Origin of the sequence: Pseudomonas sp. Root401 (assembly GCF_001425105.1) — a bacterium.
In the GTDB taxonomy this organism is placed as follows: Bacteria; Pseudomonadota; Gammaproteobacteria; order Pseudomonadales; family Pseudomonadaceae; genus Aquipseudomonas; species Aquipseudomonas brassicacearum.
Genome location: NZ_LMDO01000066.1, coordinates 1 through 19,079, shown reverse-complemented (window position 1 = coordinate 19,079; position 19,079 = coordinate 1). Strand labels below are relative to the sequence as shown.

Annotated in this window: 22 protein-coding genes; 9 read left to right on the top strand and 13 right to left on the bottom strand. The window is 60.8% G+C overall.

Annotated features, from left to right (window positions below; genetic code table 11):
* Positions 1–30: 30 nt before the first annotated feature.
* The 5 genes from ASC85_RS29915 to ASC85_RS29895 form a co-directional block, all read right to left on the bottom strand.
* Positions 31–468 (bottom strand): Spy/CpxP family protein refolding chaperone, encoded by a 438-nt coding sequence (locus tag ASC85_RS29915; protein WP_057452483.1) that lies wholly within the window; start codon positions 466–468, stop codon positions 31–33.
* Positions 469–719: 251 nt separating this feature from the next.
* Entirely contained in the window at positions 720–1,397 is a 678-nt protein-coding gene (locus ASC85_RS29910) for a response regulator transcription factor (protein ID WP_057452482.1), read from the bottom strand.
* 7 nt (positions 1,398–1,404) lie between these two features.
* Positions 1,405–1,815 carry a hypothetical protein gene (locus ASC85_RS29905; RefSeq protein WP_057452481.1) on the bottom strand — a complete coding sequence of 137 codons (411 nt, stop codon included), beginning with the start codon at positions 1,813–1,815 and terminating at the stop codon, positions 1,405–1,407.
* 107 nt (positions 1,816–1,922) lie between these two features.
* Positions 1,923–2,222, bottom strand: a complete 300-nt coding sequence (locus tag ASC85_RS29900; RefSeq protein WP_057452480.1) for a YciI family protein — start codon at positions 2,220–2,222, stop codon at positions 1,923–1,925.
* A 1-nt stretch (position 2,223) separates the two neighbouring features.
* Positions 2,224–2,820: a septation protein A gene (locus ASC85_RS29895; protein ID WP_003204874.1), complete on the bottom strand. Its 597-nt coding sequence runs from the start codon at positions 2,818–2,820 to the stop codon at positions 2,224–2,226.
* Positions 2,821–2,907: 87 nt separating this feature from the next.
* On the opposite strand from ASC85_RS29895, the gene ASC85_RS29890 reads away from it, so the two are divergent.
* The 5 genes from ASC85_RS29890 to rluB all read left to right on the top strand — a co-directional run bounded on the left by ASC85_RS29890 (position 2,908) and on the right by rluB (position 7,716).
* Positions 2,908–3,771, top strand: a complete 864-nt coding sequence (locus tag ASC85_RS29890; protein WP_057452479.1) for a PHP domain-containing protein — start codon at positions 2,908–2,910, stop codon at positions 3,769–3,771.
* Positions 3,772–3,784: 13 nt separating this feature from the next.
* Positions 3,785–4,414, top strand: coding sequence for an L-threonylcarbamoyladenylate synthase (locus ASC85_RS29885; protein ID WP_053124883.1), 630 nt, complete (start codon positions 3,785–3,787; stop codon positions 4,412–4,414).
* Positions 4,415–4,546: 132 nt separating this feature from the next.
* Positions 4,547–5,245, top strand: coding sequence for a segregation and condensation protein A (locus ASC85_RS29880; RefSeq protein WP_164488504.1), 699 nt, complete (start codon positions 4,547–4,549; stop codon positions 5,243–5,245).
* An 11-nt stretch (positions 5,246–5,256) separates the two neighbouring features.
* Complete coding sequence (scpB, locus tag ASC85_RS29875) at positions 5,257–6,216, top strand: SMC-Scp complex subunit ScpB (protein WP_057452477.1); 960 nt, start codon at positions 5,257–5,259, stop codon at positions 6,214–6,216.
* Positions 6,217–6,480: 264 nt separating this feature from the next.
* Positions 6,481–7,716 (top strand): 23S rRNA pseudouridine(2605) synthase RluB, encoded by a 1,236-nt coding sequence (gene rluB / locus ASC85_RS29870; protein ID WP_003204865.1) that lies wholly within the window; start codon positions 6,481–6,483, stop codon positions 7,714–7,716.
* Between the two features lie 273 nt (positions 7,717–7,989).
* Here rluB and ASC85_RS29865 read toward each other — a convergent pair whose 3' ends face one another.
* Positions 7,990–8,955: a hypothetical protein gene (locus ASC85_RS29865; RefSeq protein WP_057452476.1), complete on the bottom strand. Its 966-nt coding sequence runs from the start codon at positions 8,953–8,955 to the stop codon at positions 7,990–7,992.
* 97 nt (positions 8,956–9,052) lie between these two features.
* Positions 9,053–9,190, bottom strand: a complete 138-nt coding sequence (locus ASC85_RS32695) for a hypothetical protein (RefSeq protein WP_003178782.1) — start codon at positions 9,188–9,190, stop codon at positions 9,053–9,055.
* 657 nt (positions 9,191–9,847) lie between these two features.
* On the opposite strand from ASC85_RS32695, the gene ASC85_RS29855 reads away from it, so the two are divergent.
* Together ASC85_RS29855 and arfB are read left to right on the top strand one after the other, a co-directional pair.
* Entirely contained in the window at positions 9,848–11,269 is a 1,422-nt protein-coding gene (locus ASC85_RS29855) for an amino acid permease (protein WP_057452475.1), read from the top strand.
* 320 nt (positions 11,270–11,589) lie between these two features.
* Positions 11,590–12,003: an alternative ribosome rescue aminoacyl-tRNA hydrolase ArfB gene (gene arfB / locus ASC85_RS29850; RefSeq protein WP_018604539.1), complete on the top strand. Its 414-nt coding sequence runs from the start codon at positions 11,590–11,592 to the stop codon at positions 12,001–12,003.
* Here arfB and ASC85_RS29845 read toward each other — a convergent pair.
* The 4 genes from ASC85_RS29845 to ASC85_RS29835 form a co-directional block, all read right to left on the bottom strand.
* Positions 12,000–13,199, bottom strand: coding sequence for an MFS transporter (locus ASC85_RS29845; protein WP_057452474.1), 1,200 nt, complete (start codon positions 13,197–13,199; stop codon positions 12,000–12,002). The genes arfB and ASC85_RS29845 overlap by 4 nt on opposite strands.
* 102 nt (positions 13,200–13,301) lie before the next feature.
* The gene (locus ASC85_RS29840) at positions 13,302–13,532 is read right to left on the bottom strand and encodes a hypothetical protein (RefSeq protein WP_003204855.1); all 231 of its coding nucleotides are present in this window, start codon (positions 13,530–13,532) and stop codon (positions 13,302–13,304) included.
* A gap of 37 nt (positions 13,533–13,569) precedes the next feature.
* Positions 13,570–13,713 (bottom strand): hypothetical protein, encoded by a 144-nt coding sequence (locus ASC85_RS32690; protein ID WP_003204853.1) that lies wholly within the window; start codon positions 13,711–13,713, stop codon positions 13,570–13,572.
* Positions 13,714–13,855: 142 nt separating this feature from the next.
* Entirely contained in the window at positions 13,856–14,878 is a 1,023-nt protein-coding gene (locus ASC85_RS29835; protein ID WP_018604547.1) for a transporter, read from the bottom strand.
* A 259-nt stretch (positions 14,879–15,137) separates the two neighbouring features.
* On the opposite strand from ASC85_RS29835, the gene ASC85_RS29830 reads away from it, so the two are divergent.
* The gene (locus tag ASC85_RS29830; protein ID WP_057452473.1) at positions 15,138–16,763 is read left to right on the top strand and encodes a methyl-accepting chemotaxis protein; all 1,626 of its coding nucleotides are present in this window, start codon (positions 15,138–15,140) and stop codon (positions 16,761–16,763) included.
* 80 nt (positions 16,764–16,843) lie between these two features.
* Here the strand turns inward: ASC85_RS29830 and ASC85_RS29825 are convergent, their stop codons facing one another.
* Complete coding sequence (locus ASC85_RS29825; protein WP_057452472.1) at positions 16,844–17,149, bottom strand: PepSY domain-containing protein; 306 nt, start codon at positions 17,147–17,149, stop codon at positions 16,844–16,846.
* A gap of 121 nt (positions 17,150–17,270) precedes the next feature.
* Positions 17,271–18,398 (bottom strand): glycerophosphodiester phosphodiesterase, encoded by a 1,128-nt coding sequence (locus ASC85_RS29820; protein WP_057452471.1) that lies wholly within the window; start codon positions 18,396–18,398, stop codon positions 17,271–17,273.
* Positions 18,399–18,643: 245 nt separating this feature from the next.
* Between ASC85_RS29820 and ASC85_RS29815 the strand changes: the two genes are divergently transcribed.
* The gene (locus ASC85_RS29815) at positions 18,644–18,970 is read left to right on the top strand and encodes a DUF2025 family protein (protein WP_057452470.1); all 327 of its coding nucleotides are present in this window, start codon (positions 18,644–18,646) and stop codon (positions 18,968–18,970) included.
* Positions 18,971–19,079: the final 109 nt, after the last annotated feature.

The window sequence follows — 19,079 nt, the reverse complement described above, 5'->3', positions numbered from 1 at the left end:
ACTTGCCGTTGGGCTGGGGGCTTCAGTGCATTATTGCGCTTTTTGCGGCTGTTGCGCTTTCCAGGCCTTGAACTCAGCCCACTCGGCGCGACGCTCGGCCTGTTTTTTCTGGATCGCGTCGAACTCTTTCTGCTGCTCAGGCTTCAACAGCCCGCGGATCTGGGCATCGACCTTCTGATGCCGGGCCTCCATTTCGTCCTGCATGGCTTTCTGGTCGGCTGGCGACAGCTTGGCCAGGTACTTGTCTACCAGTTCGCGTTGTTCGTGGCGCTGTTCGCCCATGATCCGGCGAATCTGCTGGCGCTGTTCGCGGCTCAGGTCCAGTTGGCTGTACGGGCCTTTGTCGTGCATCTGGCCGCCGTGGCGTGGGCCGTCCATGGGGCCCATCGGGCCGGCGCCTTCGGGCATGGCCATGGCGACGGTCGGCAGGGCGGCAGCGAACATCAGAGCGATAAGGGTCTTGCGCATGGTGTGTCTCCTTGTCTCATTCCCGGTCAGTTCCGGATGAGTGCAGATTACGGAGATCAAGGTCAGCGGCGGTCAGGGGTGGGTAAAGCTTGGGTAAAGACGGTTTGGTGCGGACCTGACAAATCTGCAGGGCCGGACACAAAGCCCTGTGGGAGCAAGGCTTGCCCGCGATGAAGATAACGCGGTCTCTGAGGAACCGAGACGCCTGCATCGCGAGCAAGCTTTGCTCCCACAGCCCAGCGGCGCAGTGCTTAGAGGCAGTAGTAGTAACCACGGCTACGCAGCGCCACGATGCGCGGGCGGCCGTCGGGGTGGGGGCCGATTTTCTTGCGCAGGTTGCTCACGTGCATGTCGAGGCTGCGGTCGTACAGGGTCAGCTTGCGGCCCAGGGCGATCTGCGCCAGTTCCTGCTTGTCCAGCGGCTCGCCCGGCTGCTTGAGCAACGCTTCGAGCAGGCGGCTTTCGGAAACGGTGAGGGTCTGTTCCTGTTCATCGATGCTGACCACGCCGCGCACCGGGCTGAAAGTCAGGTCACCCAGTTCGATCTGGCTGGACACGGCTGTCGGGTGGCTGCGGCGCAGCACGGCGCGCAGGCGGGCGGTCAGTTCACGTGGGTCGCAGGGCTTGGCCAGGTAGTCATCGGCGCCCAGTTCCAGGCCGAGGATACGATCCAGCGGTTCACCCCGGGCCGACAGCATCAGCACCGGCAACTCCGGGTGATCGTTGCGCAATTGCTTGAGCAGTTCCAGGCCACTGCCGTCGGGCAGCATCACGTCCAGTACCACGGCTGCCGGGGCGGTTTCGGCCAGGGCCTTGCGGGCACTTTGGCCATCGTGACAGGCCCGGACCTGAAAACCTTCCTGGCTCAACCAGCTTACGAGGAGCTCACATAGCTCCTGGTCATCGTCTATCAGTAACAGCTCGCTCATGACTCACTCAATTTAGCCATTGCCGACGTTGTCTACGTCCACCGCTGGCAAAGATACCGCAGAGCAGGGCCAATAGCGCTACCCCGGCACCGATGACAAACCATTGCTGTTGATCGGTCAACAGGCGTGGCAGGGGGCTGGCCTGGGCTTCCTTGAGTTGCAGCTTCAGGCGCTGGTTCTCCTGACGCAACCGGCCCAGCAATGCGCTCTCGCGTTCGTTGTCGGCGCTGTGCAATTGCTTGCTCAGTTCTTCGCGCTGGCGTTCGCTGTCTTTCAAGCGTTGCTGCAGTTCGGCGATCTGGCCGCCGGCACTCAGGGACAAAGGCGTCGAATGACTGCCCTCGGTGCTCTCCTCGCCATGGGCGGGTGCCCCGATCGCCAACGTGACCAATAACAGGCACAACGGACCTTTGCGCATTGCAACTCCTGAATTCCAATCGAGATTAGACAGGTTGTCGGCAGGCAAATGAGAAAGATGAGCAACTGGGGGCAATGAGCCGTGAAGGCTCATCGCGCCAGGGGCGTTTACGGCATGACTTGCTTGAATGGCTTGACCACGACATTGGCATAGACGCCGGCCGCAACGAACGGGTCGGCCTCGGCCCATTGCTGCGCAGCGGACAGGGAGTCGAATTCGACCACCATCAGGCTGCCGCTGAAACCTGCGGCGCCCGGGTCATTGCTGTCCACCGCCGGATGCGGGCCGGCCAGCACTACGCGGCCTTCGTCCTGGAGTTTTTGCAGGCGCTCCAGGTGCGCGGGACGAGCGGCCTGGCGTTTTTCCAGGGAGTTGGCGACGTCGGTAGCAATGATTGCGTAGAGCATGTCAGTCCTCGGTTTTTGGCGTGGTGGGGTCGGCATCATGCAGATGACGGGACAGGTAGATACCCTGGCCAATCAGGAACAACAGCGTCATGCCCAGGCTACCGAAGACCTTGAAGTCGACCCAGTACTCCTGGAACGTGAACGCAACGAACAGGTTGGCGGCGCCGCAGAACAGGAAGAACGCGATCCAGGCGATGTTCAACCGGGTCCAGATCAGTTCCGGCAGGTTGATGGCATGGCCCATGATGCGCTTGATCAGCAAGCGGTCACCGATGAAGTGGCTGCCGATGAAGGCCAGGGCGAACAGCCAGTTGACCACCGGGGCCTTCCACTTGAGGAAGGTTTCGCTGTGGAACGCCAGGGTCAGGCTGCCGAACACGAGGCAGGCGATCAGGGTCAGCCACTGGCTCTTCTCCAGCTTGCGCTGGGACACGAACAGTGCGCCGTAAACCACCAGGGAGCTGATGATCAGCACTGCAGTGGCGCTGTAAATACCGCCTACAGTCAAGGAGTGACCGGCGAAGTCGACGGCCCGGGGATCAAGTTTGTAGACGATGAAAAACAGCAGGAGCGGGATGAAGTCGATGAATTGTTTCACAGTGGCAGCCAGAAGCAGGATGTGGCGGCATAATAACAAACATCCTTGGCCGCGATAGGGCCAGCTGATTTGAGGTAACAAACTCTCGTGAATGTTGATTTGCACTGCCATAGCACGGCCTCCGATGGCGCCCTGGCGCCTGCGGTTCTGGTGGCGCGGGCGTTCGAGCACGGCGTGCGAGTCCTGGCCCTGACCGATCACGACACCCTCGAAGGCCTCGACGAGGCCCGCAGCGCCGCCACGGCGCTGGGCATGCAGCTGGTCAATGGGGTCGAATTGTCGTGTACCTGGGGCGGGGCAACCATCCACGTGCTGGGCTATGGTTTCGATGTGAATGCGCCCGCGTTGGTCCAGGCCATCGCACAGCTGCGCGACGGTCGCTGGCTGCGTTCCGAGGAGATCAGCCGCAAGCTGGCCCTCAAGGGCATGCCCGGTGCGCTGGACGGCGCCCGGCAGATCCAGCAGGCGCTGGGCGACAGCGGTAACGCACCGGCCCGGCCACACTTTGCCGACTGGATGGTGCGCGAAGGGTTCGTCAAGGACCGCGCCGAAGCGTTTCGCAAATGGCTGGGGGCCGGCAAGCTGGGGGACGTCAAGCAGCACTGGCCGACGCTGGAAGAAACCGTCGAGACCCTGCGGGCCGCTGGCGCCTGGGTCAGCCTGGCACATCCATGGCACTATGATTTCACTCGCAGCAAGCGCCGCCGCCTGGTCGCCGACTATATTCAAGCAGGGGGCCATGCCATTGAGGTGGTCAACGGCCATCAGCCTGCCGAGCAGGTCGGCAGCCTGGCGATCCTGGCCCGTGAGTTCGGCCTGCTGGTCACCGCCGGCAGTGATTTCCATGGCCCTGGGGGCTGGTCCGAGATTGGCGAATACCGCCCGTTGCCGGAAGATCTGCCACCACTATGGTGTAGATTCAAACATGATCCCGTTACCGCCGCCGTCTGAACAGGTAGAACACGTGAGTCAATTTTTCCAGATTCATCCGGAAAACCCGCAAGCGCGCCTGATCAAACAGGCCGTGGAAATTATTCGTGGCGGTGGCGTGGTGGTCTATCCCACTGATTCGTCCTACGCCATCGGTTGCCAGATCGGCGACAAGAATGCCGTGGAGCGGGTAAGACGCCTGCGTCAACTGGACGACAAGCACAACTTCGCGCTCATCTGCAGCGACCTGTCGCAGTTGGGCCTGTTCGCCAAGATCGACACCGGCACCTTCCGCCTGCTCAAGGCGCATTTGCCGGGGCCGTACACCTTCATTCTCAATGCCACGCGGGAAGTCCCGCGGCTGTTGCTGCACCCGAAAAAGCGCACCATCGGCCTGCGGGTGCCGAGCCATCCCATTGCCCTGGCGCTGCTGGCGGAACTGGGTGAGCCGCTGATGAGCGTGACGCTGATCATGCCCGGCGAGACCGAGCCGTTGACCGATCCCTATGAAATGCGCCAGATCCTCGAGCATCAGGTGGACCTGATCATCGACGGCGGTTTCGGCGGCATGTCGGCGTCCACGGTGATCAACCTGGCCGATGGCGAGCCCCAGGTGGTGCGCGTCGGTTGTGGCGATCCGACGCCGTTCATGGTCGAGGCCTGAATGTCCGCCGTGGAAACCGCCGTGGACCGTACAGACAGCCAGGCCGGCGCGCAGCAGGAGCTGCCGTTCGCCATGGTCTATGGCCAGGCGGTCATGGAAATGCCCCTGGACCTGTACATTCCGCCGGATGCGCTGGAAGTGTTCCTCGAAGCCTTCGAGGGCCCGCTTGACCTGCTGCTGTACCTGATCCGCAAACAGAACATCAACATCCTCGACATCCCGGTGGCGGAAATCACCCGCCAGTACATGGGCTACGTCGAGTTGATGCAGTCAGTGCGCCTGGAACTGGCGGCCGAGTACCTGGTGATGGCGGCCATGCTCGCCGAGATCAAGTCGCGGATGCTGCTGCCGCGCTCGGCAGAGGTCGAAGCGGAAGAAGACGACCCGCGGGCCGAACTGATCCGCCGGTTGCAGGAGTACGAGCGCTTCAAGGCCGCAGCCGAAGGCCTCGATGGCTTGAACCGGGTCGGGCGCGATGTGGTGGTGCCCAAGCTCGATGCCCCCGAGGCGCGGGCGCGCAAGTTGCTGCCGGATGTGAGCCTGGAAGAGTTGCTGATGTCCATGGCCGAGGTCCTGCGCCGGGGCGATATGTTTGAAAGTCACCAGGTCAGCCGCGAAGCGCTGTCCACCCGCGAGCGCATGAGCGATGTGCTGGAGCGGCTCAAGGGCGGCGGCTTCGTGCCGTTCGTCGAGCTGTTCACCGCCGAGGAGGGGCGCTTGGGGGTCGTCGTGACGTTTATGGCGGTCCTGGAATTGGTCAAGGAATCCTTGGTCGAGCTGGTGCAGAATGAGCCGTTCGCAGCGATCCACGTGCGGGCACGAGCCGAATAACGAGCAAATCAATGAATCTGACTGAACCCCGCGAGCTGGCCCCCTTGCTTGAAGCTTTCCTGTTGGCCTCGGGAAAGCCGCAATCGATGGAGCGCCTGTTCGAACTCTTCGAAGAAGGCGAGCGACCCGAGCCGGCCGTATTCAAGAAAGCCCTGACGCTGTTGGGCAAATCCTGCGAGGGGCGGGCCTTCGAGCTCAAGGAAGTGGCGTCTGGTTATCGCCTGCAGATCCGCGAGAAGTTCGCGCCATGGGTCGGGCGCCTGTGGGAGGAGCGGCCGCAGCGCTACTCCCGCGCCATGCTCGAAACCATGGCGTTGATTGCCTACCGCCAACCGATCACCCGCGGCGAGATCGAAGATGTGCGCGGCGTGGCGGTCAACAGCCATATCGTCAAGACGCTGCTGGAGCGCGAGTGGATCCGCGTCGTCGGCTATCGCGATGTGCCGGGCAAACCGGCGATGTTCGCCACCACCAAGGCCTTTCTTGATCACTTCAACCTGAAGAACCTCGATGATTTGCCGCCGTTGGCCGAGCTGCGGGAGCTGGAACCCGAACCGATGCTGGAGTTCGACGACGCCCCGGTGCCCCAGGGCCTGCAGGAATTGGCCGATGCCAGTGCCGAGCCTGAGGAACCAAAGGAAGAGACCAGTTTCCACTCGTTGTTGCTGGAGCTGGACACCATGGAGGAGGGCTTGAAGACCGATTTCGACGACCTGCTGCGTGAGGGGCCGGGGCCTGAGGGTGAGACGGATGAGTTGCTGGAGCCTGACAGCGAGTCGGAACCAGAGCCAGAGCCCGAGCCCGAGCCGGAAGAAGACATCCTCGGCGTTGCGCAAGCCCGGGAAAAACTGCTGGCCGCCGTCGCCGCCCTTGAACCACGCGAACCCGAGCCGGAACTGAGCGACGAAGAAGCCGAAGCCCGGGCCTTGGCCGAAGCGATCGAGAACGAACGGCGCCAGTTCGACGACTGATCCAACTGGTTTGCAAACACTGACTGATCCACCGCCGTCCCCTGTGGGAGCCTCATTAAGTCGTGCGGTGCGTCATGAGTTCCACCAAACCGGGCGCCACCGGTCGGCGGAAAAAGCGCCGGGCGAGCGGCGATCAGCTAGTCTCTGATGCGCAATCGCCTCAACGAGCGTATGATTCGCGACCCTTTGGCGATCCCTTCGTCGAAGACCCGTTTTCAAAGCGTCAGGCCAAGCCTGGCTCGACCACACCGGGAGGTGCCCAGAATGAAAGACCAAGACCAGAACGACAGCCAGGAAATCGGCCCAGCAGGCGAGAAGCTGCAAAAAGTCCTCGCCCGTATCGGCGTCGGTTCGCGCCGCGACGTGGAAGCCTGGATCACCCAGGGCCGGATCAAGGTCAATGGCAAAGATGCCACCTTGGGCCTGCGTGTCGACATGCACGACGCCATCACCATCGATGGCAAGGTGATCAAGCGCGAAGAGGCCGCCGAAACGGTGCGCCGCGTGATCATGTACAACAAGCCCGACGGCGAAATCTGCACCCGTGACGACCCGGAAGGCCGTCCGACGGTGTTCGACAAGATGCCGCGTCCGAAAGAAGGTCGCTGGATCAACATCGGTCGCCTGGACATCAACACCACTGGTTTGCTGATGTTCACCACCGACGGTGAACTGGCCAACCGTTTGATGCACCCGTCCTACGAAATGGATCGCGAATACGCCGTGCGTGTGCGTGGCGAAGTCGACGACGAGATGATCGAGCGCCTCAAGGCCGGCGTTGTGCTGGAAGACGGCCCGGCGCGTTTCACCGACATCAAGCAAGCGCCCGGCGGTGAAGGCTTCAACCACTGGTACCACTGCGTGGTGATGGAAGGTCGTAACCGTGAAGTACGTCGCCTGTGGGAATCCCAGGGGCTGGTGGTCAGCCGCCTCAAGCGCGTGCGCTTCGGTCCGGTGTTCCTCAATTCCGACCTGCCGATGGGCCGCTGGCGCGAAATGAGCCAGTACGAAGTCGACATCCTGGCAGCCGAAGTGGGCCTCAAGCCGGTGGCCATGCCGCAGATGACTGCCAAGAGCAAGGACAAGCTGGAGCGGATGCAGCGTAAATCCTCGCGCCCGATGGGCAAGACCGAGCGCGTGCGTACGCTGCGTCCGGCTGCCGAAGGCGCACCGACCGGTCCGCGTCCTTCGCGCGAGCCGCAGATCGAAGGCGAACGCCCGGCCCGCAAGCCTGCCCCTCGTCAGGACGGTGAACGTGGTCCACGCACGCCGCGCCCGGCCAACGGTCGGACTGAACGTGGTGAAGGGCGCGGTGCTCCGGCTGGTCGCGGTACGCCAGTCGCCGATCGTCCGGCCGACACCAAGCGTCCGGCCAAGCCCGCGCCGAAAAAGCGCCCGGGTATCGTCCTGGCCGACCGCGATGCGCCATCGGGTAAACGCCGTGGTGCACCGGCAGGTTCGGGACAGCGTCCGGGGTTTGGGCGTCGTAAGCCGGAGTGAGGCAGCTGTGAGCTTCTAGCTGCAAGCTGTAAGAAAAAACGCCAACCGTTGGGTTGGCGTTTTTTTGTCTGGCTTTAGTGATGCAGTGCCTTTGAGTCCGCCATCGCGAGCAGGCTCGCTCCCACAGTTGATCTTCAGTGAATGAAAGACGTGCGTCCGACGCTATCCCACTGTGGGAGCGAGCCTGCTCGCGAAGAGGCCAGCAATCACACCGCTATCGAAAGGTTATCCCGCTCTTTCTTGCCGCTTGAAGCTCGCAACTTGAAGCTGCCCCTAAAGCACAAAACGCCCATCAAACATCGGTTCCTTGTCCAGCGCCAACATCCCCTTCTCGAAAATCAGATCCAGGTGATGGCTGCCCTTGGCCCCGCCGCCGAGCCCCAGGTGCAGGCCGCAGTGGCGCTCCTCGAACCCTGCATTGCGGGCATACAGGCTCTTGACCCCTTCGTTGGTGCCAATCCCCAGTTCCTCGATACGGCGGTTGGACGGGTTGGCGTCCAGGTATTTGTTGAAGTCGTGCTCCAGGCCCGGCACGTCGGTGGCGATTTTCTGGATGGTGGAGTCTTCGATCCACAGCTCCAGCGGCGATTGCAGTACGCCGTATTTGCGCGCGAACGGGATGGTGCTCAGGAAGGTGCCGACGAAATTCACTCGGCCATTGATGGTGTCACTGTGGGTGGCGATTTCGCCGGGGGCCAGGTCGTAGTTGCCGAGGCCGTTGATGTCGGTCCATTTCTTCACACTGCCCAAGGCGGTGTCGAAATACGAACCGTGGTCATCCTGGAAACTCAGGGTCGTCGCCTGGGACATGCGCCGGATCAGGTGACTGTTGAGCCCGGCGATACGCTGGGGAATCACGCTGAAAGTGTCGTAGAAATAGTCGCCGTAGTCCTTGAACAGCAGCGATTTCTTCCAGTTGTCGGCCATCACGCCTTGCAGTGCGCGTACAAAGTCCGGGCCGTCGGGGCGAGGGCTGGGCAGGGTGGAGGAGTCGTAGAAAAAAATATACAGATCGCTGTCGGCAATGGCCTTGGACAGGCGCTCCGTGGGTTCAAGGTCCAGGCGCATGGCACTGAACCGGAAGGGCGAGCCGCTGCCGGCCTGTTCGGCGATGGCGCCGGTCAGCGCTTCGTAGTCAGCGGTATGGCCGAGCAACACCTTGGCGGGCTGGATGCCGGCCAGGGCGGGATGGTGTTCGAGGTAGTAAAGGAAATGTGAGATGGCTCGTTGTGTGTCCATGCTTATTCTTCCCTGACAAGTTCATTAAACGTCCCTGACAACCGGCAAAAGTGGCGGAGTCGACCTGCCGGATCGACTCCGCCGGGCGGTGCCTACCCTACAGAGGCCACATCGCCGTGCCGAATGGAACGACGGCATCGGCCTGCATCATTTCAACGGCGGCTTCATGGGTTGGGGCTTCAAACCATTCGTCCAGTTGCAGTTCGGTTTCCAAGTCTTTGTCCAGTGCTTGCATAGTGAATCTCCTAGATGACTTTTACGGAAATAAGCGGCTCGATTCGGCGAATGGAAACAGGCCGGCAACGGCACCGCAGAACTTGTCGGCACGATGCCTGGGCAAGTCGCTGAAAACCTAGTCGAGGGATTTTTGGATTGCAAAAAAATAATTTATTTTTTTTGTTTGAACTTTTTGTTCCATTTTCAGCGACGGCATTAGTCATTCAAAAACAGCCGCCTGGGTGGTTTTTTAAATAGGTAGCTACCTACCGTCAATTTGCAGTCAGCCCACGGAAACTTCCTGCTTGGAAAGTTTGCGTTACGCACCGTAAAGGAATGCTGACGATTTTTGCCTTGTGAACGGGCCTCTATCGGCGTTTCGGATGGTTGTAAGAAAAAGCTGCCGAGGGCCCCGGTTTGACGAGTTTTCTGATACTTCGCAGCGCTTGTTTCAGGCCATGGGGAAGGGTCAGATGCGCGCCATACCTGAAGTGCGGGGTAAGACGCTGATCCGGTGGTGTCTGGCAGCAGGAGGGCCGCAGTGTACAATGCGCGGCGTTTTACTGTGACCCTTAGCGTACCCACGCATTTTCAAGGTTATCCGCCTTGTTCACTCCGCCACGTCATAAGCGTGTCGGGTTCGATTTCGTCACAGATAAAAACAAATAGGTGACGCATGACCGTTGTAGAAAATACGCATTCGGGCGAGCTGAAACGCGGCCTGAAAAATCGCCACATTCAACTGATCGCCCTCGGTGGCGCGATCGGCACCGGCCTGTTCCTCGGCTCGGCGGGGGTGCTGAAATCAGCCGGCCCGTCGATGATCCTTGGCTACGCCATCTGCGGCTTCATCGCCTTCATGATCATGCGCCAGCTGGGTGAAATGATCGTCGAAGAGCCGGTGGCCGGTTCCTTCAGCCACTTTGCCCATAAGTACTGGGGCGGTTTCGCCGGGTTCCTGTCGGGTTGGAATTGCTGGATTCTCTACATCCTGGTGGGCATGTCCGAGCTGACTGCAGTCGGCAAGTACATCCATTACTGGGCCCCGGACATTCCGACCTGGGTCTCGGCGGCGGCGTTTTTCATCCTGATCAACGTCATCAACCTGGCCAACGTCAAAGTCTTCGGCGAGGCCGAGTTCTGGTTCGCGATCATCAAGGTCGTGGCGATTGTCGGCATGATTGCCCTGGGCAGCTATTTGCTGGTCAGCGGCCATGGCGGGCCGCAAGCGTCGGTGACCAACCTGTGGTCCCACGGCGGGTTTTTCCCCAACGGCGTCAGCGGGCTGGTGATGGCCATGGCGATCATCATGTTCTCCTTTGGTGGCCTGGAAATGCTCGGTTTCACCGCAGCCGAGGCCGACAAACCGAAAACCGTGATCCCCAAGGCCATCAACCAGGTGATCTACCGAATCCTGATTTTCTACATCGGCGCGCTCGTGGTGCTGTTGTCCCTGACCCCTTGGGACAGCCTGCTGACCACGCTCAACGCGTCCGGCGATGCCTACAGCGGCAGCCCGTTCGTGCAGGTGTTCTCGATGCTGGGCAGCAACACCGCCGCGCATATCCTCAACTTCGTGGTGCTGACCGCCGCGCTGTCGGTGTACAACAGCGGCACCTATTGCAACAGCCGCATGTTGCTGGGCATGGCCGAGCAGGGCGATGCGCCCAAGGCCTTGTCCAAGATCGACAAGCGCGGCGTGCCGGTGCGTTCGATTCTTGCTTCGGCTGCCGTAACGTTGGTGGCGGTGTTGCTGAACTACCTGATCCCGCAGCATGCGCTGGAGCTGCTGATGTCGCTGGTGGTCGCGACCCTGGTGATCAATTGGGCGATGATCAGCTACTCGCACTTCAAGTTCCGCCAGCACATGAACCAGACCCGCCAGACGCCGCTGTTCAAGGCGCTGTGGTACCCGTATGGCAACTACATCTGCCTGGCGTTCGTGGTGTTCATCCTGGGCGTGATGTTGTTGATTCCCGGCATCCAGGTATCGGTCTATGCGATTCCGGTGTGGGTGGTGTTCATGTGGGTGTGCTACGTGATCAAGAACAAGCGCAGTGCCCGGCATGAAATGGCTGTGGCGGCTGCTGCCAAGTAAGCAATCCTGAAATACAACAAACCCGGCCAAGTGCCGGGTTTGTCGTTTCAGGCAAGACACAAATCCTGTGGAAGCAAGAACTCTGGGAACAAGGTCTGTGGGAGCAAGGCTTGCCCGCGATGCAGTCACCTCGGTGCAGCTGATGGACCGAGGCGATGCCATCGCGGGCAAGCCTTGCTCCCACAGACCAATCCCACAGACCAGTTCCACAGACCAATCCCACAGACCAATCCCACAGACCAGTTCCACAGGTCAGGCTCTCGCAATCTTCATTCCGGCTGTTTCGGGTATCCTGTGGGTCCTGATACCGGACACTTTCCATGCTGGTCATTTCCAACACCGTGCACATCCCGGACGCCGAGATCGAGCTGACGGCCATCCGCGCCCAAGGGGCAGGGGGGCAGAACGTCAACAAGGTCTCCAGCGCCGTGCATTTGCGCTTCGACATTCCGGCCTCGTCGCTGCCCGAGTTCTACAAGGAGCGGCTGCTGGCCCTGCGCGACAGTCGCATTACCAGCGACGGTGTATTGATCATCAAGGCCCAGCAGTACCGCACGCAGGAACAGAACCGCGCCGATGCCCTGGAGCGTCTGACCGAACTGATCCTCAGCGCCACCAAGGTCGAAAAGAAGCGCCGTCCGACCAAGCCGACCCTGGGTTCGAAAAAGCGTCGCCTGGAATCCAAGACCAAGCGCGGCTCGATCAAGGCCGGGCGCGGCAAGGTGGACTTCTAGCCTTTCTCCCGTTCCTGGCGATGCCTTGGCGCCTGTCGGTACAGGTAGACGCTCAATGCCAACCCGCCCAGGGCCGCCAGTGCGGCGAATAGAAAGATCGAGGCAAAGCCGAAGCCGGCGGCAATCGCACCGGCCAGTGGTCCGGTGATCCCCAGCGACAAATCAATGAACAGTGAATAAGCGCCCACCGCCGCCCCGCGGCTGGAGGCCGGCACCAGGTTGACCGCTTCCACGCCCAGCGCCGGAAACACCAGGGAAAAGCCGAAACCGCTCAACGCCGCGCCCGCCAGTGCCCAGTGGGCATCCGGGGCGAGCCACAACAGCAACAGGCCCAGGGTTTCCACCGACAGGCAGGCAATCGCCACGCGAAAGCCGCCCAGACGGTTGATCAGGTTGCCGAACAGCAGGCGCGCGCCGATGAAGCTGGCGCCGAACAGGCTCAGGCACAGCACGGCGTTGTCCCAGTGCTGCGTGGCGTAGTACAGGGTGATGAAGGTCGCGATGGTGCCAAACCCGATGGAACCCAGGGCCAGGCCGCAGCCGTGTGGCAGCACACGTCCCAGCACGTGCATGAACGGCAGGCGTTCGCCCGTGACGATGGGCGCGGCGGTTTTGCGCCAGGCCAATGCCAACCCCAGCAAACCGAGCAGGATAATGCTTACGCCCATGCTCCACAGTCCCAGCGCATTGACCAGCCACACCCCCAGCGGTGCGCCAATCGCCAGCGCGCCGTAACTGGCGATACCGTTCCAGGAAATCACCTTGGCGGTATTCGCCGCGCCGACCCGGCCGATGCCCCAGCCAATCGAACCGGAGCCCACCAGGCTTTCCGCGCTACCGAGCACCAGGCGACCGATCAGCAGGCTGATCAGGCTGAACGTTGGCAGGTGGGGCGTCCAGGCCGACACCAGCATGAACACGCCGCTCAGCCCGCAGCCGGCGAGGCCGAACATCACCGCACGCTTGCTCCCCAGGTTATCGATGATTCGCCCGGCGTAAGGACGACTGAGCAAGGTAGCCAGGTATTGCACGCTGATCACCAACCCGGCGATCACCGCGCCGAAGCCCAGTTCGCCGTGGACGAACCCGGGTAGCACGGCAAGCGGAATGCCGATATTCAGGTAGCCGATGAATGTGAACAGGACGATGGAAACGACTTGCAGCGTGACCGCCAGGGGGCGCTGGGAATCTGACATGGGGTAAAGGTCCACGGAGCAGCAGGATAGGTAGGCTGCTTATGATAACGGCGACCGTGGGGTCAGGGCGGGGAAAAGTAAAACTATTTGCCCAATGGTGGTTCAGCTGCCGTTCTCACCGCTGACCAGGCGTGTGGTCACCAGTGCGGCGATGGCGTTTTCTTCGCTGCCAAAGCGCGCCAGCAGGGCTGCTTGTTTCTCGGCAGGAAGGCGGGTCCAGATCTCGACCATTTTTTCGGCAGTGCCGATCAGCACGCTGGCCTGGGCTTCGCTGAATGGAGGGGTGTCATCGGTCATGGAGGGCTCGGGATTCAGGCAGTGTGGAAAGCGCATCTTAGCGCTTTCCACACGGTCTGGTGGTGCGGGTCAATCAGTCTTCGCTGTCGGCCTGGCGGCGTTCAGTGGCTTCTTTGGGCTCGGGTTGCTGGGCGTCTGCTTGCCCCCCGGCTTGTAGCGTGGTCGTCTGCTCAGTGTCGTGCAGGCTTGGGAAGGGGAGATTAGGGATCTCGTGCATATCGCGCTCCTCGCAAAGTCTGTGGATAGATCTGGTAGATCCGCGCTTTTACAAAGCCTGGGCAGGATACAGCAGGAGAAATGACAAAAAGACTTTTAAATCCCGTCGGGCCGACAAAAGGGATTGTCTAGACACGTCATGTTCAATAGTCACGTCGCTTGCGAAATGCCCAGCGGCCGGCAATCAGCGTGAAGGTTGCGACCAGCGCCACCAGGATCCAGAAGCCTTCGGGATCGCCGGCAAGCGGCACGCCACCGACGTTCATGCCAAAGAAACCGGCAATGATGTTGATGGGCAACGCCAATACCGTGACCACCGTCAGGGTGAACAAGGTGCGGTTGCTTTGTTCGTTGAGGTTGGCGGCGATTTCTTCCTGGAGCAGCTTGATCCGTTCACTCAACGCGGTGAGGTCGTTGATGATCAGGGCGAACTCCTCGGTGGATTTGCGCAGTTCCTTGACGTCTTCTTTCTGCAACCATTGCGGCGGGCGGTTGAGCAGACGTAGCAATGAACCCGGCTCCAGGGCCAGCAAGCGCTGCAAGCGCACCAGCACCCGGCGGTTGCTGCCCAGCTCGGCGCGATTGGTGGACAGGCGCGATGACAGCAACTGATCTTCGACCTGGTCGACGCTCAGGCTGGTCTTGCGCACGATCTGGGTCAGCACTTCGCCCTGGTCGCGGAGCAAGTGCACGAGTAATTCCACTGGCGAGCGAAAGCACTCGCCGGCCTTCACCGACGAGCGCAGCTTGTCGACCGAGTGCAGGGGTTGCAGCCGCGCGCTGACGATCAATCGACTGTGCACGCAAACCCACAGTGTGGAGACATCCGAGGACACCATGTTGCTGAGGTTGAACACGACATCGTTCACCACGGCCAGCAACGCCGAGTCGACATGCTCGATGCGGGTCGAGCGCGAACCTTCGTGCAAGGCTTCGAAAAACTCCTGGGGCAGGGCCAGGTGACCTTTCATCCAGCGCTCGCACGCAGCGTGGGCCAGGTTCAAGTGCAGCCAGAGGAATTCATCCGAGTCTTGCGGGTGTTGCAGGCTCCGTAAGGCCTGGGCCGAATCAATCTCCTGCCCGCGTTCGCCGGGGCGGAAACGAAACCCGTAAAGCAGGCCGAACAGGTCCGGATCACGGTGGCTTTGATCGATGCTGTGGTTCATGAAGTCTCGCTGGCGGGAAGTGCCTGTGGCGGCTACAGGTTCACTTGAACGCCATCTTCGCAAGCTTTCTTGATGGTTTTGTGACAGCTCTATCCGCGCCGTCAATCCGGGCGTTACCGGCAGTCGGCAAGGTTCAAGAATGTCCCAGGCAGGCCGATGGTTAGTGCATATCCCCCCGTATTGGGGGGGGCGACGCGGTGTGTTGCGGACATGGAGGTCGGGACGTCGTTCCTGTTCTCCTTGCTTAGAGATTGCTCCCATGATTCTACAAAAATCCCTTCGAGCCCAGATTCTCGCCCTGTTGAGCGGCAGCCTGCTGGCGATGTTGCTGATCGCCCTGGCGTCCTTTCATTTCCTTTCCAATGGTGTCCAGAACTATCGCAACCTGATCGATGGACCGTTGCGTGCCTCGCAATTGATCGACGAGGCCAACCTGCAGTTCAAGGTGCAGGTGCAGGAGTGGAAAAACGTCCTGCTGCGCGGCAAACAGCCGGCGGACCTGGATAAATACTGGAAGCAGTTCGAGGAACGTCAGCGTGATGTCCAAGACATCCTTGGCCAATTGAGCGGGCGTGAAGGTGTGCCGGCGCCAATCAAGACCCGCATCGTGGCCCTGCGCGATGAGCATCGTCAGTTGGGTGCCGCCTACCAAAAGGGTCGTGACGCATTTGTCGCCTCCGGTGGCGATGCGGCGGCGGGCGATGCGGCGGTCAAGGGCGTGGACCGTGCGGCCAGTGAGCAAATGAGCGCGCTGGTGGTGGAGCTGCGCAAGCTGGCCATCGAGCAATCGACGCTGATCAGTGCCGGTGCCGATCGCACGATCATGCTGGGCACGGTGATCATGTTGGTGTCGGGCGTGCTTATCGGGTTGTTCAGCCTGTGGCTGGTCAATCGCAACCTGGTTCAACCGATCCGTAACCTGATCGACTATGTGACCCGACTCAGCCATGGGCGTTTCGCCGAGCGTGTGACGAGCAATCGTCAGGACGAGCTGGGCAACCTGGCGGTAGCGGCCAACACGTTGCGTGATTTCCTTGCCGAAACCTTTACCCGCCTGCAACGCAGTGCCACGGAACTGGACAGTGCCAGCGGTGAGCTCAATGCCATCGCCAGCCTGATGAGCCAGGGCACCAGCGAGCAATTCGAACGCACCGATCAGGTGGCGACGGCGATGAACGAAATGTCCGCCACGGCCCAGGAAGTGGCCCGTCATGCCGCCGACGCGGCGCAGGCGGCCGATGACGCCGATCAATCGGCGCAACAGGGCGGGAAGGTCATGCAGGGGACCATCCACACCATCACCCGGATGCGCGGCGAGATCGCCAACACGGCCACGGTCATCCGTCAGTTGGAAACCGACAGCGGGCGTATCGGCAAGGTGTTGGAGGTGATTCGCGGGATCGCCGAACAGACCAACCTGCTGGCCCTCAATGCTGCCATCGAAGCCGCGCGGGCCGGTGAGGCGGGGCGCGGTTTCGCGGTGGTCGCCGATGAGGTCCGCAGCCTGGCCCAGCGCACGGCTTCGTCGATCATAGAGATCAACCAGATTATCCAGACTGTACAAACGGGTGCGGTGGACGCGGCCCACGCCATTGAGAGTGGACAGTCGCGCAGCGAAGAAAGTGTGGAGCAAGTGACCCAGGCCGGTGTGATGCTCGAACGCATCACTCAGGCTGTCGAAGCGATTCGCGACATGAATCGCCAGATCGCCACTGCAGCCGAAGAGCAGACTTCCGTGGCCGAAGACATTTCCCGCAACCTGACTGAAATCACCTGCATCGCCAGCACTAACCTGGACAATGTGCAGCGCACCGAAGCGGCCAGTCGGGATTTGCACGGCTTGTCGGGACAGTTGAATGAAGTGACGGCGCGGTTGAGTGCCTGACGGTCGTTCGCGACAGGTATTGATAAACGCAAAAGAGCCGCGCAACCCTAAGGTTGCGCGGCTCTTTTTTTGCTGATGGATCAAGTGTCTTGCTTGTTGCTCAAGACTTTGCCGGTCGTGGCATCGAAATCAACATCAAACTCTTTGCCGTCGGCGGTTTTCAATTCGACTTCATATTCATAACCGTTGAAGTGGTTATCCAGGTCGGTGTCGGTGATGGTGGCGCCCGGGTGCAACCTCAACGCCTCTGCGTTCATCGATTCCAGGGGCTTGATCTTGTTTTCCTTGACCAGTTGAGGAATCTGATCGACGCGAACATCCGCCTGGGCCAGGCCAGCGGTGAGGGTCAGGGCGGCAGCGGTAAACAGGGCAGTCAAAGTTTTCATAGGTCTTTCCTTGGTGTCGTTAAAGGGTTATTCGTTTAAGTGGGCTCAGATTATCTGTGGCAACTTAATTCACCCTTAATTCGGAAAACTTGCTGTGACTGCATCGATCCGGTCCCGACTTTCAGTAACCGTTCTTCTCCAATAGTTGCGCCACACTGCCTGTTTCGGGACGCTTGAAGTACTTGAGCAACTCACTGGCCCGATTGGTGAAAATGCCATCCACGCCGGCATCCATCACTTTCTTGAAGTCCACCGGCTCATCAACAGTGTAGACATGCACCAGCAGCCCCTGGTCATGGGTGTACTGGTTCATCCACGGCTGCACCAGGTCCGCGTAACTCTGGCTGCCGCCATGGGTCAACGCCGCGGATGGCCCAGTACCAATGGCGCCCTGGGCCTTGGCGTACTGAATCCATTTTTCGAATTCAGCCTTGTCCTTGGGTTCCTGCTTGGCGTAATAGGCGGCCTTGTCCGTTTCGCCGGACTCGGCAAAAGGCACCTTGGACTTGGGCTCGATGTTGCCTTCGCCCACCCACAACAACAGGATCTTTGGCACCTTCGGCATCTCTTTGTGCAGCAGTTCGAGACTGCTCTTTTCAAAGGTCTGCAAGACCACTTTGCCTTTGCCCTGGCCGACACCCGTGGCGCGCTTGGCCAGTTTCGACCCGGCCGGGCTCAGCCAACCGCGGTCCTGCAGTTTGTCCTTCAGGTCGCGCTCGATGCCGGGGAACAGCTTCGGCTCCTTGGTTTCGATGTACAGCCCGGGTTTTTGCTGCGGGTTGCCCTCGGCGATATTGATCACTTCATCCAAGGTGAGGATTTTCAGGCCGGCGAACGAAGGGCGCGCGCGGTCCGGGTATGCGGTGTTGAACCAACTGCCGGCATCGAGGGTTTTGAGTTCCGCCATGGTGAATTCGTTGGCGGTGCTGTCCTTGCGCTCGGGAAACTTGGCCGCGACATCCGTGGTGCGCAGCAGGCTGTCGTCATGCAGGACGAACAACACGCCGTCCTTGCTGCGTTGCAGGTCCAGTTCCAGGTAGTCGGCGCCCAGGTCGCGGGCCAGCTTGTAGGCGGCAGCGGTGGATTCCGGCGCGTCGAACGAGGCGCCGCGGTGGGCGATGACCGCCGGGTGCGGAATGCCCTGAAGGGCTGCCAGGGCCTTGGGGCTCGGGGCCTCGGAGGCTTGGGCCTGGCCGAAGCCGAGCAACAGGCTCAGCATCAAGGCGGTGCGGGTGAAGGTGACAGGCATGCTCGAAATCCTTTCGTAGGTGTGTGCAAAAACCTATCTTTTAACAACTGAACGCTGTCGGCGCTATCGTCATACCGACATAAACCTGTGCAAAGAAGATTTTTCCCACGCATTTCCAGGCCGCTTTGCAGTACCCTTGCCGCATCAGTTTCCCCGGAAGAGGGAAACCTTAAATCCTGTGTCCGCTTGCCCTGCGTGTAAACCATTGATCAGACGTCCCGAGGGACGTATCCATGAGGTTTACCATGCGCACCACTTCGACATTCATCTGCCAGGCCGCCGACCAGCTCAAGGGTTTTGTCGGCTTGAACCGCAAGACCGGCCAGTACATCGTGCGGTTCAGCGAAGACGCTTTCGGCATGGACGTGGCCGACGACGGCATCATCCCCACCTGCGAATTTGTCTGGGCCCCCGTGGCAGACGGCACCATGGCCTTGAGTCGCGAGCGCATCCAGTTGCTGCTGGACCAGAACATCGACGACCGGATCAACCTTTGCGAACCTTTGCGGGTGTACATGGCCCGCAGCGACCTGCCGGAAATCATCGCGGTGCGGCAGTTGGTGGAAGGCTGAGCCCCCTGTGGGAGCAAGGCTTGCCCGCGATGGCGGTGGCACATTCAACATCGCTGCAAGCTGACCCACCGCCATCGCGAGCAAGCTCAGCTCCCACAGAGGATTTGTG